Here is a 14,412-nt window from a genome sequence, read left to right as displayed (position 1 = left end):
TAAAGGGCATATATGGCAACTGGCAAGCTGCCCGACGCAGGGCAGATCCTCAATTCTCTCATCAACAGCATCCTGCTGTTGGATGACTCACTGGCGGTTCATTACGCCAATCCGGCAGCACAACAACTGCTGGCACAAAGTTCTCGTAAACTTTTCGGTACACCGTTACCCGATTTGCTCGGTTATTTCTCACTGAACGTCGATCTGATGCGTGAGAGCCTGCATGCCGGTCAGGGTTTTACCGATAACGAAGTGACCCTGGTGGTTGACGGGCGTGCGCATATCCTCTCCCTGACCGCACAGGCGCTGCCTGATGGCTATATCCTGATCGAGCTGGCGCCAATGGATAACCAACGCCGTTTGAGCCAGGAACAACTTCAGCACGCCCAGCAGGTGGCAGCCCGCGATCTGGTCCGTGGCCTGGCGCATGAAATTAAAAACCCGCTTGGCGGACTGCGCGGCGCGGCACAGCTACTGGCCAAAGCGCTGCCCGATCCGTCGCTGACCGAATACACCAAGGTGATCATTGAGCAGGCCGATCGCCTGCGCAACCTGGTCGATCGCCTGCTCGGCCCGCAGCGGCCGGGCCAGCACATAACCCAAAGCATTCATCAGGTGGCAGAGCGAGTGTGCCAACTGGTGTCGCTGGAGAAGCCGGATAACGTGACGCTGGTGCGGGACTACGACCCGAGCCTGCCTGAAATGGCGCACGACCCGGATCAAATCGAACAGGTATTGCTGAACATCACCCGCAATGCACTGCAGGCGCTGGGAGAAACGGGCGGCACCATCACGCTGCGCACTCGTACCGCTTTCCAGATCACCCTGCACGGCACCCGCTACCGGTTAGCGGCACGTATCGACGTAGAAGATGACGGCCCCGGTGTGCCGGCGCAGTTGCAGGACACGCTATTTTACCCGATGGTCAGCGGCCGCGAAGGCGGGACCGGCCTGGGGTTATCCATCGCCCGTAATCTTATCGATCAGCATTGCGGAAAAATTGAATTTAACAGTTGGCCAGGACATACCGAATTCTCGGTTTACCTGCCTATTCGCCAGTGAGGTTTTCTATGCAACGAGGGATAGTCTGGATCGTCGATGACGATAGCTCCATCCGCTGGGTGCTTGAACGTGCGCTCACTGGAGCCGGTGTGAGCTGCGTGACCTTCGACAGTGGCAATGCGGTGCTCGAAGCCCTGGCCACGCAAACTCCTGACGTGTTGCTGTCTGACATCCGCATGCCGGGTATGGATGGCCTTGCGTTGCTCAAGCAGATCAAACAGCGTCATCCGATGCTTCCGGTCATCATAATGACCGCACATTCGGATCTCGACGCCGCCGTCAGCGCCTACCAGCAAGGGGCGTTCGATTACCTGCCGAAACCCTTTGATATCGATGAAGCCGTAGCGCTGGTAGAACGCGCCATCAGCCATTATCAGGAGCAGCAGCAGCCTGCACGCAGCCAACCGGCCAACGATCCGGTGGCAGACATCATCGGTGAAGCCCCGGCGATGCAGGACGTGTTCCGCATCATCGGACGCCTGTCGCGTTCGTCGATCAGCGTACTGATCAACGGCGAATCAGGTACCGGTAAAGAGCTGGTTGCCCATGCCCTGCACCGTCACAGTCCGCGCGCCAAATCGCCTTTTATCGCGCTGAATATGGCGGCGATCCCCAAAGACCTGATCGAGTCCGAACTTTTCGGGCATGAAAAAGGGGCCTTTACCGGCGCCAACCAAATCCGTCAGGGTCGCTTTGAGCAGGCCGACGGCGGGACCTTGTTCCTGGATGAAATCGGCGATATGCCGCTGGATGTGCAAACCCGCTTGCTGCGGGTGCTGGCAGATGGCCAATTCTATCGGGTCGGTGGTTATGCCCCGGTGAAGGTTGACGTACGCATCATCGCCGCCACCCACCAGAACCTGGAAATGCGGGTACAGGAAGGTAAATTCCGTGAGGATTTGTTCCACCGCCTGAATGTGATCCGCGTGCACCTTCCGCCGTTGCGTGAACGCCGTGAGGATATTCCGCGTCTGGCGCGTTACTTCCTGCAGGTGGCGGCAAAGGAGCTGGGTGTGGAAGCGAAAAACCTGCACCCGGAGACTGAAACTGCACTGACGCGCCTGCCATGGCCAGGTAACGTTCGCCAGTTGGAGAACACCTGCCGTTGGTTAACCGTGATGGCCGCTGGTCAGGAGGTGCTGATTCAGGATCTGCCGAGCGAGCTGTTTGAAACCTCTGCGCCGGAAACGACCGGGCATAGCCTGCCCGACAGTTGGGCCACGCTGCTGGCACAGTGGGCAGACCGCGCGCTGCGTTCCGGTCATCAAAACCTGCTGTCGGAAGCGCAACCGGAGATGGAGCGCACCTTGCTCACCACTGCACTGCGTCATACCCAGGGGCATAAGCAGGAAGCCGCCCGTTTGCTGGGGTGGGGGCGCAATACGTTAACGCGTAAGTTGAAAGAATTGGGAATGGAATAGTTTGCGGAATTGATTATAGAAAATACAATCAAGCGCACAAAAAAACGGCTATTTCAGGCTTTACAGCCGAAGAGGCCGCAGTATGATCGGGGCGCACACCCTGGAGGCTTCCATGCTGGATTCGTTAATCGCATTCATTTCTCAAGGCGCAGAACTTGGTTCTGCCGCCAGCCACACGCCGCAGGCAGCCGTTGCTGCGGTATTGTGCGCCGCACTGATTAATTTCTTCAGTTAAAACAACGGCCGCGAAAGCGGCCGATGTTTTACTCATTAAATAACCCGAGAGAATTGCTGAGTGCGGGCCTGTTGACGCAGGTAGATATCAAAGCACATGCAAATATTGCGGATCAGTAACCGGCCACGCGGCGTAACCTGAATGCCCTGCTCATCACGCTCCACCAGCCCATCGCGTTCAAACGGCGCCAACAATTGCAAATCCTCGGCAAAATAATCGGCAAAGTTGATGCCGAACTGACGTTCTATGGCCAGATAGTCCAGTTTGAAATTGCAGATCAGCGTTTTGATCACCTCACGCCGCAAGCAGTCGTCTTCGGTCATCGCCAGGCCGCGCCACAGTGCATGACCTTGTACTTCGACGCTGCTGTAATAAACCTTCAGCTCTTTCTGGTTCTGCGCATAGCTGTCCCCCAGCATGCTGATGGCGGAGACACCCAGCCCCAGCAAATCACTGTCGCCCTGGGTGGTGTACCCCTGGAAGTTACGATGAAGTTTTCCTTCGCGCTGTGCCACCGCCAACTCATCGTCCGGTCGTGCGAAATGATCCATGCCGATAAACTGATAACCCGATTCGGTCAGGGAGGCTATGGTGTGCTGCAAGATATCCAGTTTCTGCTGCGCGCTCGGCAGATCTGCATCTTTGATTTTGCGCTGGGCAGCAAACAGGTTCGGCATATGGGCATAGTTAAATACGCTCAGGCGATCGGGGCTTAGCTCTGCCACCCGCTGCAGAGTGTAGGCAAAGCTCTCCGGCGTTTGCTTTGGCAAGCCGTAGATTAGATCGATATTGGTGGAATTAAAGCCAAGCGCTTTAGCGCGAGCAATCAGGGCAAAGATGAAGGCTTCATCCTGCTCGCGGTTCACCAGCCGCTGCACCTCTTTATTGAAGTCCTGCACCCCCATGCTCAGGCGATTAAAACCTTCGCTGCGTAAATGATCGAGCACATCCAGCTCAATCTCACGCGGATCGACTTCGATCGACATTTCGGCATCGGGAAGGAAATCAAAGTGTTGGCGCAGCATCGTTACCAGTTGGCTGATTTGTGCCTTGCTCAGATAGGTTGGCGTACCGCCGCCCCAGTGCATCTGGCCGACCTTACGCCCGGCAAACAACGGTGCACGTTGAGCAATCTCTTGCGCCAGCACCGCCAGATATTCATCGGCCTTGTGCGTTTGACGCGTCACCAGCTTGTTACAACCACAGAAATAGCAGAGCTTGTGGCAGAAAGGGATATGCACGTACAGCGATAAAGGGCGCCCAGGATAACGCGCCGCGGCGCGTTGAAACGCCGCTTCGTCGTAGCTCTGGTTGAATTCCAGCGCTGTGGGGTATGAGGTGTAACGCGGCCCTGAATAGTTATATTTCTGGATCAGGGCCAGATCCCAGACAATTGCCTGCTCTGACATGCTCACTCCTTCCGATATTTTTTCCTACCGGGCCGGGAGATGGGCAGTTGTCTACGCTGTCTGGCCGCGGAAGCGCTGCGAAAACGCTTTTTGCGTTTAGACAGCCGCCATAGTTTACCGAATAACCACAGCAGATAACACATCAAGAGTAGGGCTATTGACGGGATCAGCCACATGACGCGTTAAATTACGTCTTTCGGGTTACCGCCTTTCAGCAGTTTCAGGATATCTTCCTTTTTCTCTTCTTCTTCGTCGTCTTCATCGTCGCCCAGCTCAATGCCCAGTTGCTCCATCAGGGCATCAATGCGATCCAGAGTCTGGTCAACATAACTCTGATCTTCTGCGCTCAGCGTCTCGCCGTCGTCAATACGATCCAGCAGTGCGTCCAGACGCTCATCATTTTCCAGCTTCGCCAGCTCTTCTTCCGGGGACAGACGTGGTTTGGCTTCGGCCTTAGGTTTTGGCTGCGGCTTGGCTTTTGGCTTGGCTTCGACCACCAGCGCTACCGGCACTTTGCTGCCAATACGCGGATCTTTGGTCTGCGCGTCGGCCTTGTTCTTTTGATTGGCAGACTCAACCTGGGTGCGAGAACCGGAGGCAAGACCACGGCGCTTTTTCAGACGCTTGCGCTCACGGGCTTCCTGATCGAGCTCCACACGGCTTTTCTTTTTGGTTTTCGACGTCGCCGCGCTGCTGCGTGGGGCGCGAGGTGCTTTTGATGGCTGGTTCATAGCGTATGCTCTTAGGTATGTAGATTCAGTATAGAGATAGATGCTATACGATTGCGGCGGAATCTAGCAGAAAGCGAACAAAGAAAAAAGGCGGCAGGTTAAACCCGCCGCCTTTTTGCACCCTCTTTCGAAGGATATTCCTGCTACGCATTCCGTGCGCACACTCAACATCCAGGTTTTTCCTTTTGCTGTAAGCGCATTCCCTGCCGCACTACTTCCTTCATCCTGAAGGGAAAATCATCCATGGCGAAATCCGTTCGTGTCCACTCTTCCTGAGTTTGCTTCCTGCCGGCATCCCAATTGCGGTAACTTCACCATCCCTGTGCTATTTGCAAATTCCGATGCAAATAGACCCATTCCTTCGGTTATTCGTCCTGGCACTCATTAGCACGTCCCGTGCTCTCCCTGAGATTTATCACCCTTCCCGGATGTTCCTTAATCCTGCACAGTCCTGTGCTGCAACTTACTTTACGCTATCAGGGGTCAGGCTCAAGGCACCCGCTGCGTAATAGGCTGATAAAAATACACATCGGAGAATTAACATCATGTTTTATAATAAAAAGAATAAAAACAACTTTCGAATAAAAGCGACATTACCCCCTATTCGAATGGCAAATGTCTCACAAGCCTGCCCCACATAAATTGCCACACCCAACTGGCCCGGCGCTTAAAAACAGAGAAACACACCATTTTTAGCGCTGATGCAGTTATAATCGCCAACCAGTTAGCCATCCTCACGGAGACGAAAAATTTTGACCAGCAAGAATTACAATTATCATGTGACCCATTTCGTCACCAGTGCGCCCGATATTCGCCATCTGCCGGGGGATGAAGGTATTGAAGTTGCGTTCGCCGGCCGTTCTAACGCCGGTAAGTCCAGCGCGTTAAATACCCTGACCAACCAGAAAAGCCTGGCGCGTACCAGTAAAACGCCGGGGCGTACCCAGCTTATCAACCTGTTTGAAGTGGAAGAAGGCATTCGCCTAGTCGACCTGCCGGGTTATGGCTACGCCGAAGTGCCTGAAGAGATGAAACGCAAATGGCAGCGGGCGCTGGGTGAATACCTGCAAATGCGCAACTGCCTGAAAGGCCTGGTGGTGCTGATGGACATCCGCCATCCGTTGAAAGATCTCGACCAGCAGATGATCCAATGGGCTGTCGATGTCGGCACGCCGGTTCTGGTTCTGCTGACCAAAGCGGACAAACTGGCATCCGGCGCACGTAAGGCGCAACTGAATATGGTGCGTGAAGCGGTAGTGCCGTTTATGGGTGATATCCAGGTTGAGGCCTTCTCCTCACCGAAAAAAATGGGCGTCGACAAACTGAGCCAGAAACTGAACACCTGGTTTAACGAGATCCCGCCGGAAGTGCTACCGGAAGATGATGAAGCCGCCAGCGAATAAAAAGCCGCTGTGCTGCAACAGCCGATGTGGAAACGCATCGGCTTTTTTATGTGCGTTATTCGGGCGCCAGGCTATTTTCGTTATCTAATTACAGTTCTGACTGAAATCCATCATAAATACTTATGATGACTTGGTATTGAGAATCCGATGAGCAGGCCATTTCGGGGGAAAATCTGAAGGAAAGAGGTCGCGGGACGAATAAGAAGAACCTATGGTTTGGCTTTGTTTTTACAATAAAAAACGCCCCAGTCAATACTGACTGGGGCGGCTAAATATTCAGCCAAATCCGATTACGTGAAGTAAAAGGTCTGAAAGATAGAACATCTTACCTCTGTACCCTACGCCAGTAACTCTACATGATTTTTTCGCAGTGCAAAAGAATTTTTTGTAGTTTACTTACACAGTTTGGCGCGTAATAACGGCGAGGTTGGGGAAACAATCGCCGTATCCTGTAGCTTAATTACAAAAACTGCTTAGGTTATCGCCAGTTAGCCCATCCTTTAAGAACGAGGCCAGCGAACGGCCACGCAATCAGTGGGCTTCGTCCCAGTTGGCTCCCACGCCGACATCCACTTTCAGTGGGACAGCCAGCGTCATGCTATTTTCCATCAGCTCGCGAATGCGTTGGTTAGAGGTTTCCAGCACCGATTCATGCACCTCGAACACCAATTCATCGTGTACCTGCATGATCATACGCACCAGCGGCTCTTCCTGAGCTTGCAACCAGGCGTCCACCTCGATCATCGCACGTTTGATGATATCGGCGGCAGTCCCTTGCATAGGGGCGTTAATCGCCGCGCGCTCGGCCGCCTTGCGACGCATGCCGTTACTGGAGCTGACATCCGGCAGATAGAGACGGCGGCCGTCCAGCGTGCTTACATAGCCCTGACTGGCAGCCTGCTGGCGGGTACGCTCCATATATTCCAATACGCCCGGGTAGCGCTCGAAGTAGAGATCCATGTAGCGCTGCGCTTCACCACGCGGAATGCCCAATTGGCGTGCCAGACCAAACGCGCTCATGCCATAAATCAGGCCAAAGTTAATTGCCTTGGCGCTGCGACGCTGTTCGTTGGTCACTTTATCAAGCGGCAGGCCAAATACCTCGGCTGCGGTGGCACGGTGGATATCCTCACCGGCCGCAAAGGCCTTCAGTAACCCTTCATCTTGTGACAGATGGGCCATAATGCGCAGTTCGATTTGCGAATAGTCGGCCGCAACGATGCGGTAACCCTCAGGAGCAATAAAGGCCTGGCGGATCCGGCGCCCTTCGTCGTTACGCACCGGGATATTCTGCAGGTTAGGATCGCTCGAGGAGAGACGTCCAGTAGCCGTCACCGCCTGATGATAAGAGGTATGCACCCGGCCACTGACCGGATTGATCATCAGCGGCAGCTTGTCGGTGTAGGTCGTCTTCAGCTTCGCCAAGCCACGGTATTCCAGGATCACCTTAGGCAACGGGTAATCCAACGCCAGTTCGGCCAACACTTCTTCGTTAGTAGATGGGGCTCCACCCGGCGTTTTCTTCAGTACCGGCAGCTTCTGCTTTTCGTACAGGATCGCCTGCAGCTGTTTGGTTGACGCCAGATTGAAAGGCTCTTCCGCGAGTTCATGGGCCTGAATTTCCAGCTCGGCCAGGCGTTTGGTCAATTCGATGGAGTGCGTGGCCAGAATGCTTTGATCAATCAGCACCCCGGTGCGTTCGATGTGCGACAACACCGGCAACAGCGGCATTTCAATCTCATTGAATACTTTCAGCAGCTCGGCGCTTTCCTTCAATTGCGGCCACATCGCCAAATGCAATTGCAAGGTAACGTCGGCATCTTCGGCAGCGTAAGGAGCCGCCTGCTCCAGTGCAATCTGGTTGAAGGTGAGCTGCTTTTTCCCCTTGCCGGCTATCTCTTCGAAGGTCACGGTTTTATGGCCGAGGTAACGATCGGACAAGCTGTCCATATCGTGACGACCGCCCACGCTGTCCAGCACATAAGATTCCAGCATGGTGTCGAAGGCAATGCCACGCAGGGTAATGTCGTAACGCGCCAGCAGGCCCATATCGAACTTCAGATTTTGCCCGACCTTGAGCGCTTTCTCGTCTTCCAGCAGCGGCTTCAAGGTGGCCAGCACATAATCGCGATCCAGCTGTGCCGGGGCATCTAGATAGTCATGCGCTACCGGCAAATAGGCGGCTTCGCCCGGTGCAATGGCAAACGACAGGCCGATCAGATTGGCGGTCAGGGTGTCCAAACCGTCGGTTTCGGTATCAAACGCAAATACCTCGGCTTTTTTCAGCTTTTCCAGCCACTGCACGAAAGTATCTTCATCCAGGATGGTGACATAACCTTCTTGCGATAACGTCGCTTCGGCAGGTGCTTTGTCTGCTACCGCCGTCGCCTTTGGCGCACTGGCAGCTTTCACGCCGGTACCCTTTTTACCTTCCAGCCAAATACCGGCTTCAACATCCGCCAGCCAGCGTTTAAATTCGTATTGTTTAAACAACTGCTGCAGCACATCGACATCCAGCGCTGATACTTCGAGATCGGCGCAGGTAAGATCCAGTTCGACGTCGGTTTTGATGGTCGCCAGCTTGTAGGAGAGGTAAGCCACCTCTTTGTTCTGTTCCAGCTTGGCCGCCATGGTCTTGGCGCCGCGGAAGCTGAGCGTGGCGATGCTATCGAGGTTGGCATAGAGCGCATCCAGCCCCCCAAGCCCCTGTAACAGCGCCTGCGCGGTTTTCTCGCCAACACCAGGTACGCCAGGGATGTTATCCGAGGAATCACCCATCAGCGCCAGGAAGTCGATAATCAGCTCCGGCGGAATGCCGTACTTGTCGCACACTTCCTGTGGACCAAGGATGGTGTTGTTCATGGTGTTGATCAGGGTGACGTTCGGTGTGACCAACTGCGCCATGTCTTTATCGCCGGTGCTGATCAGCACCGCATGGCCGGCTTTTTCTGCCTCCAGTGCCAAAGTGCCAATCACATCGTCGGCTTCTACGCCAGGCGTGACCAGCAGCGGCAACCCCATCGCCTTGACCATTTTGTGCAACGGTTCGATTTGCGCACGCAGGTCGTCCGGCATCGGCGGCCGGTGCGATTTGTATTCTGCGAACAGCTCATCGCGGAAGGTTTTTCCTTTGGCATCAAACACCACCGCAACATGGCTTGGCTGGTACTGCAGCAATAGACTGCGCAGCATGTTCAGCACGCCATACATTGCCCCAGTAGGTTCACCCGCAGAGTTGGTCAGCGGAGGGAAGGCATGATAAGCGCGGTAGAGGTACGAGGAACCGTCAACCAGGATTAATGGGTTTTCTGCAATCTGGGCCATAGCGTTTCTTTATCGTGATCGGACATGACGGTAAGCATGCCATAGCTGGCCGCCTGAGACGAACCTTAGCGTGCATTAAGGGCGAAAATCATGTGATTCTGCAAAGCGATCCGCAAGATCCTGCCTGTGGATAACTTTGTGCATAGAAAAGACAACAAATTATAACGATGAGTTTATCGTTATAATGGAAAATAAAAATCCTATTGAAATCACTGTGTTAAACAGAGCTGTTTTAACTGAAGGTTATTATCGACTTTTACACAATTTGTGGATATAACTTGCGCCCGATTTTAATCGCACTATTAATCAAATTTGGCGCCTCAATTACCATAGCACAAGGTGAGCAAGTTGCACGAAAACGCAGCAAATGCCTATTTCTTCCCCTCTAAAACAGCTACTGTTGGCAGGCATTTTCCCCCTATAATGTCGCTAAAATATTTTTTGTTCATGCATACTGGCATGTAACGCTGTTCTCACCAACCGTCAGCCTATAACCATGCCAAGATTGCTATCCCCTGTTATTTTTATCGTTTCCAGCCTGCTCGCCATTTTGGTCACCGTACTGTGTTCGATCCCCATTACGATCGCCGGCGTCATTAAGTTACTGGTGCCCTTTCCTGCCGTATGGCGACGTATCTCCGCCTTCGCCGACTTTATGATGTGGTGCTGGTGCCTGGGGTTATCGCTGCTATTACGTATTAACGGCCAACTGCGCTGGGATATAGAAGGGTTGGAAGGCCTGGATCGAAAAAACTGGTATCTGCTGATCAGTAATCACGAAAGCTGGTCGGATATTGTGGTGCTGTGCGTATTGTTCCGTAACCATATTCCAATGAATAAGTACTTTCTTAAACAGCAATTGGCCTGGGTCCCTTTTGTCGGTCTGGCCTGCTGGGCGCTGGATATGCCCTTCATGAAACGCTATTCGCGCGCCTATTTGCTCAAACACCCTGAAAAGCGCGGTAATGATATCGAGACCACACGCCGTTCCTGCGAGAAGTTTCGTAAACGCCCGACCACCATCGTTAATTTTGTAGAGGGCTCGCGCTTTACCGAAGCCAAGAAAATTAAAACTCGTTCGCCCTACCGCAATTTATTAGCCCCTAAAGCTGCCGGTATTGCTTTTACACTCAGTGCATTAGGTAAGCAGTTCGATAAGGTGTTAAACGTCACCCTGCTTTATCCAGATAATACTGAGCGGCCTTTTATGGATATGCTGTGCGGCCGGTTAAAACGCATTGTGGTAAGGGTTGAATTGCTGCCAATCGACGAAAGCATGCATGGCGATTACTTTAACGATAAGCAGTTCAAGCGACGTTTCCAGCTTTGGCTGAACACGCTGTGGCAGGATAAAGACAGATTGCTGGATCGATTGAAACGGCAATAGAAGTTAAAAAAAAGCCGGCTAAGCCGGCTTTTTTACTTTAAATTTCGGTTACTTCTGCTCGCTGAGGAATTTAACCACGTCGGCGAATTGCTTCACGTAAGCATCCATCGAACTGGTGTCCAGGCCGTCATTTTTGACCATGTATTTGCCATTAACAAATACCGCCGGTACGCCACGCAGCTGCAGATCTTCTGCAGCTTTCTCCTGTTGAACCACCAGGGATTTAACTACGAAGCTGTTCAGAGCCCCGTCATAATCAGCCGCGCTCACGCCTGCTTTCACAAACACGTTGCGGATATCATCAGGCGTTTGTACGGTCTGGGTTTTCTGCACCGCTTCGAACATCAGCGGGCTGACTTTATCTTCCACACCCAGCGCCATTGCAACAGCCCATGCCTGAGTCAGTTGTTTACCCAACGGCCCCAGGAACTCAACGTGGTACTTGGTCATTTTAGTGCCCGCAGGCAGCGCTTTTTTCACATTTTCGGAAACGTGATAAACCTGCTCGAACTGATAGCAGTGTGGGCAATAGAAGGAGAAGAACTCCAGGACCTGAGGTTCACCCGTCACTGGCTTGTCCAGGGTGACATACTGGGTACCATCGCTAAACTGCGCAGCCGAGGCACTGAATGCCATTACCATGCCAACGAGCGCCAACCAAATTTTCTTCATAAGACTAAACTCTCCATTGTGTTAAAGCTTCAATACATTGGCATCAGCTGCAGAGGGGGCTCCTGCAACAGCTTAACCTGTTCGGTGAATGCCGCCGTCTGAGATAACCAAAAATCAGACTCCGCCATCCACGGAAAACTTTTAGGGAACGCAGGATCTTGCCAGCGGCGAGCAACCCATGCCAGGTAGTAAACCATACGCATAGCACGCAGCGGCTCGATCAACGCCAACTCATTTTGATCAAACTCAGCAAACTCTGAGTACGCTTCCAACAAAATATCTAACTGCATCAAACGATCGCGACGCTCACCGTGCAACAACATCCACAGATCCTGTATCGCCGGCCCGTTACGCGCGTCATCAAGATCAACAAACAGTGGGCCATCACGCCACAGAATATTGCCCGGATGGCAGTCACCGTGCAAACGCCGCGGCTGCCAATCCTGATGCCAATGCTGTTTGATCGCCTCAATCAGCTTGTCAGTCGCTGCAAGAAAGCTGTCACGCTGCGCTTTGGGCAACAGCGCGCAGCCCGCCAAGACCTGACGCGGTAAAGTGAGGTACTCCTCGATGCCCATCGTCGGACGTTCAACAAACAGGCTTTCGCTGCCCACCTGATGAATGCGCCCCAGGAAACGGCCAACCCACTCCAGTTGATCGAGATTGTCGATCTCATACTGCCGTCCGCCAACGCTGGGAAAAACCGTAAAAAAGAAACCGTTGTGCGTATGCAGCGTATTGCCCTGCAGAACTAATGGGGCAACTGCAGGGATCTCCGCCAGAGCAAGATCATGGGAGAACTGGTGTTCTTCACCAATTTGTTTCGCGCTCCAACGTTCTGGCCGATAAAACTTCACCACATAACGCTTACGATCCTCGTCCATAAACTGATAGACGCGGTTTTCATAACTGTTAAGCGCCGTTAGCCCGGAGTCTACACGCAGGCCAACCCCTTCCAGCGCGTCCATAATCAGGTCGGGCGACAGGGTCTGAAAATTAAAAGCTGAGTTGTTCATAACAACATTCGGTTTCGGTTGGGCGACATCACAATGCCGGGATTGAGAAATAGTAGCATTAATGACGGGTTGCACGAGCAACGGCTTACCCCTAACGCACGAATGCTAATCCTTGATCACGCCACGGGCGCGTAGCAGTGCCGTTTTGAAATCTTCCTCATAATCCTTTTTCAGACCAGGGATCTGTTCGTTGCCGGCGCTGCCGCGCATTTTCAAATGGTAGATCAGAATATCATCGCTCAGTTCAGTCAGATTGCCCTGAAAGCCAGCTTCTTGCGCCAACTTCTGTAAAAACTGGATCAGATTAAGATCCGGATCTTCCTGCCAGGCCGGGTGCAGAAGCTCAATCAGCTCGTTTACGCGGTGCGTTTTCATCGCAATATTGTCCAATAGAATCAATAAACACACAAAGTAACAGGCTTGCCAACGCAGTGAAAGAAGCAGCTTGTCAATAAAGGTAAATCCTGATGCCATACCTGCTTTAGCGCTACAATCATGGCGTTAGTCACAATGCGGAATTTGAAATATGCATGAAGAGATTACCGGCATTATTCTGGCCGGAGGGCGTGCCACTCGCATGGGCGGGGAAGATAAAGGTCTGGTTCCCGTTGCCGGCATCCCCCTGTATCAGTACGTGCTTGCCCGGCTACGGCCGCAGGTCGGGCCGATAGCCATCAACGCCAATCGCAATCAAGCACGGTATAGGGAAAGTGGCCTGCCGATAATTGGCGATCTGATCCCTGACTTTTCAGGCCCGCTCGCCGGTATGCTGGCCGGCCTGAAATACGCAACGACCGAGTGGGTGGCCTTTGTCCCCTGTGATGTTCCTGACTTTCCTGCAACGCTTATCGAGAAACTCTGGCAACAAAAAGGAAGTGCGATAGCCGCCTATGCCAGTGATGGGGAACGGGCTCACCCAACGCTAGCGCTATTGCACACCAGTCTGGCGACTCCGTTGGAAGATTATCTGGCCCGCGGGGAACGCAAGCTGATGCTGTTCCTGGACGCTGCGGGTGCACAGCAGGTGGAGTTCAAAGGGCAACAATCGGCCTTCCACAATCTTAATACCCTTGAGGACTGCCAACGTTGGGTAAAAGAAAAAGGAATTATCCATGAATAGCCCTTCCCAACCCCCTCTACTGGCCATTGCTGCCTATAGCGGCACGGGCAAAACCACTCTGCTTAAACAAATGATTCCTTTATTAAAGCAGCGGCAAATCCGCGTAGGGCTGATCAAACATACTCACCATGATATGGATGTCGATACCCCCGGCAAAGACAGTTATGAACTGCGCAAAGCCGGTGCCGACCAAACGTTGGTCGCCAGCAATAACCGCTGGGCATTAATGACAGAAACGCCGGAACAACCCCCACTGGATCTGCAATATTTGGCGAGTCGTTTTGATACTGGCAAGGTGGATATCATTTTAGTCGAAGGATTCAAGCATGAGCCCATCAGTAAAATCATTCTCTATCGTGAAGAGGTGGGTAAACCACTGGAGGATATGCTGGACGAGTTTGTGATCGCCATTGCCAGCGATCGATCAATCACTGGCAATGCCCCACTGTTGGATCTTAATGACCCAGAGTGCATCGCTGACTTTATCGGGGACTGGTTAAAAAGCGCAGCCTAGCTGCGCCTTTTTCTTTCGCACATAGCAAAAAGGCCATCCTCGCGGATGGCCTCTTGGCTTAATTGATGCCTGGCAGTGTCCTACTCTCGCATGGGGAGACCCCACACTACCATCGGCG

14 protein-coding genes are annotated in these 14,412 nt (G+C 53.0%); 7 read left to right on the top strand and 7 right to left on the bottom strand.

Features of this window, described 5'->3' with window-relative positions; all coding sequences use genetic code 11:
* Nucleotides 1-12: 12 nt before the first annotated feature.
* The 3 genes from glnL to AC1RKC_RS22595 all read left to right on the top strand — a co-directional run bounded on the left by glnL (nucleotide 13) and on the right by AC1RKC_RS22595 (nucleotide 2,718).
* Nucleotides 13-1,062, top strand: a complete 1,050-nt coding sequence (glnL, locus tag AC1RKC_RS22605) for a nitrogen regulation protein NR(II) (RefSeq protein ID WP_020837668.1) — start codon at nucleotides 13-15, stop codon at nucleotides 1,060-1,062.
* An 8-nt stretch (nucleotides 1,063-1,070) separates the two neighbouring features.
* Entirely contained in the window at nucleotides 1,071-2,483 is a 1,413-nt protein-coding gene (gene glnG, locus AC1RKC_RS22600; protein WP_041415118.1) for a nitrogen regulation protein NR(I), read from the top strand.
* Nucleotides 2,484-2,595: 112 nt separating this feature from the next.
* Entirely contained in the window at nucleotides 2,596-2,718 is a 123-nt protein-coding gene (locus AC1RKC_RS22595; RefSeq protein WP_139285489.1) for a YshB family small membrane protein, read from the top strand.
* Between the two features lie 35 nt (nucleotides 2,719-2,753).
* Here AC1RKC_RS22595 and hemN read toward each other — a convergent pair whose 3' ends face one another.
* Nucleotides 2,754-4,127 (bottom strand): oxygen-independent coproporphyrinogen III oxidase, encoded by a 1,374-nt coding sequence (hemN, locus tag AC1RKC_RS22590; protein WP_493092753.1) that lies wholly within the window; start codon nucleotides 4,125-4,127, stop codon nucleotides 2,754-2,756.
* A 182-nt stretch (nucleotides 4,128-4,309) separates the two neighbouring features.
* Nucleotides 4,310-4,858, bottom strand: a complete 549-nt coding sequence (gene yihI / locus AC1RKC_RS22585) for a Der GTPase-activating protein YihI (protein WP_020837675.1) — start codon at nucleotides 4,856-4,858, stop codon at nucleotides 4,310-4,312.
* Nucleotides 4,859-5,610: 752 nt separating this feature from the next.
* Here yihI and yihA point away from each other — a divergent pair.
* A complete protein-coding gene (gene yihA / locus AC1RKC_RS22580) occupies nucleotides 5,611-6,261 on the top strand; it encodes a ribosome biogenesis GTP-binding protein YihA/YsxC (RefSeq protein ID WP_020837676.1) in 651 nt (216 codons plus the stop codon).
* A 276-nt stretch (nucleotides 6,262-6,537) separates the two neighbouring features.
* On the opposite strand, the gene spfP is transcribed toward yihA, so the two are convergent.
* Both spfP and polA read right to left on the bottom strand, forming a co-directional pair.
* Entirely contained in the window at nucleotides 6,538-6,585 is a 48-nt protein-coding gene (gene spfP / locus AC1RKC_RS22575) for a small protein SpfP (RefSeq protein ID WP_071892919.1), read from the bottom strand.
* A 207-nt stretch (nucleotides 6,586-6,792) separates the two neighbouring features.
* On the bottom strand, nucleotides 6,793-9,585 hold the full coding sequence (polA, locus tag AC1RKC_RS22570) for a DNA polymerase I (RefSeq protein ID WP_020837678.1): 2,793 nt from the start codon (nucleotides 9,583-9,585) through the stop codon (nucleotides 6,793-6,795).
* Nucleotides 9,586-10,081: 496 nt separating this feature from the next.
* On the opposite strand from polA, the gene yihG reads away from it, so the two are divergent.
* Complete coding sequence (gene yihG / locus AC1RKC_RS22565) at nucleotides 10,082-10,972, top strand: 1-acylglycerol-3-phosphate O-acyltransferase, YihG family (protein WP_020837680.1); 891 nt, start codon at nucleotides 10,082-10,084, stop codon at nucleotides 10,970-10,972.
* A 48-nt stretch (nucleotides 10,973-11,020) separates the two neighbouring features.
* On the opposite strand, the gene dsbA is transcribed toward yihG, so the two are convergent.
* The 3 genes from dsbA to AC1RKC_RS22550 form a co-directional block, all read right to left on the bottom strand.
* Entirely contained in the window at nucleotides 11,021-11,644 is a 624-nt protein-coding gene (gene dsbA, locus AC1RKC_RS22560; RefSeq protein ID WP_020837681.1) for a thiol:disulfide interchange protein DsbA, read from the bottom strand.
* Nucleotides 11,645-11,673: 29 nt separating this feature from the next.
* Nucleotides 11,674-12,660: a serine/threonine protein kinase gene (locus AC1RKC_RS22555; protein WP_149573771.1), complete on the bottom strand. Its 987-nt coding sequence runs from the start codon at nucleotides 12,658-12,660 to the stop codon at nucleotides 11,674-11,676.
* 105 nt (nucleotides 12,661-12,765) lie between these two features.
* The gene (locus tag AC1RKC_RS22550) at nucleotides 12,766-13,035 is read right to left on the bottom strand and encodes a YihD family protein (protein ID WP_046375106.1); all 270 of its coding nucleotides are present in this window, start codon (nucleotides 13,033-13,035) and stop codon (nucleotides 12,766-12,768) included.
* Between the two features lie 151 nt (nucleotides 13,036-13,186).
* Between AC1RKC_RS22550 and mobA the strand changes: the two genes are divergently transcribed.
* Nucleotides 13,187-13,780 carry a molybdenum cofactor guanylyltransferase MobA gene (gene mobA / locus AC1RKC_RS22545; protein ID WP_020837685.1) on the top strand — a complete coding sequence of 198 codons (594 nt, stop codon included), beginning with the start codon at nucleotides 13,187-13,189 and terminating at the stop codon, nucleotides 13,778-13,780.
* The gene (gene mobB, locus AC1RKC_RS22540; protein WP_174574934.1) at nucleotides 13,773-14,294 is read left to right on the top strand and encodes a molybdopterin-guanine dinucleotide biosynthesis protein MobB; all 522 of its coding nucleotides are present in this window, start codon (nucleotides 13,773-13,775) and stop codon (nucleotides 14,292-14,294) included. The genes mobA and mobB overlap by 8 nt, the downstream gene beginning before the upstream one ends.
* Nucleotides 14,295-14,412: the final 118 nt, after the last annotated feature.

This window comes from Serratia sp. GW822-FHT06E05 (assembly GCF_058799445.1).
This window is presented reverse-complemented; position numbering and strand designations above follow the sequence as displayed.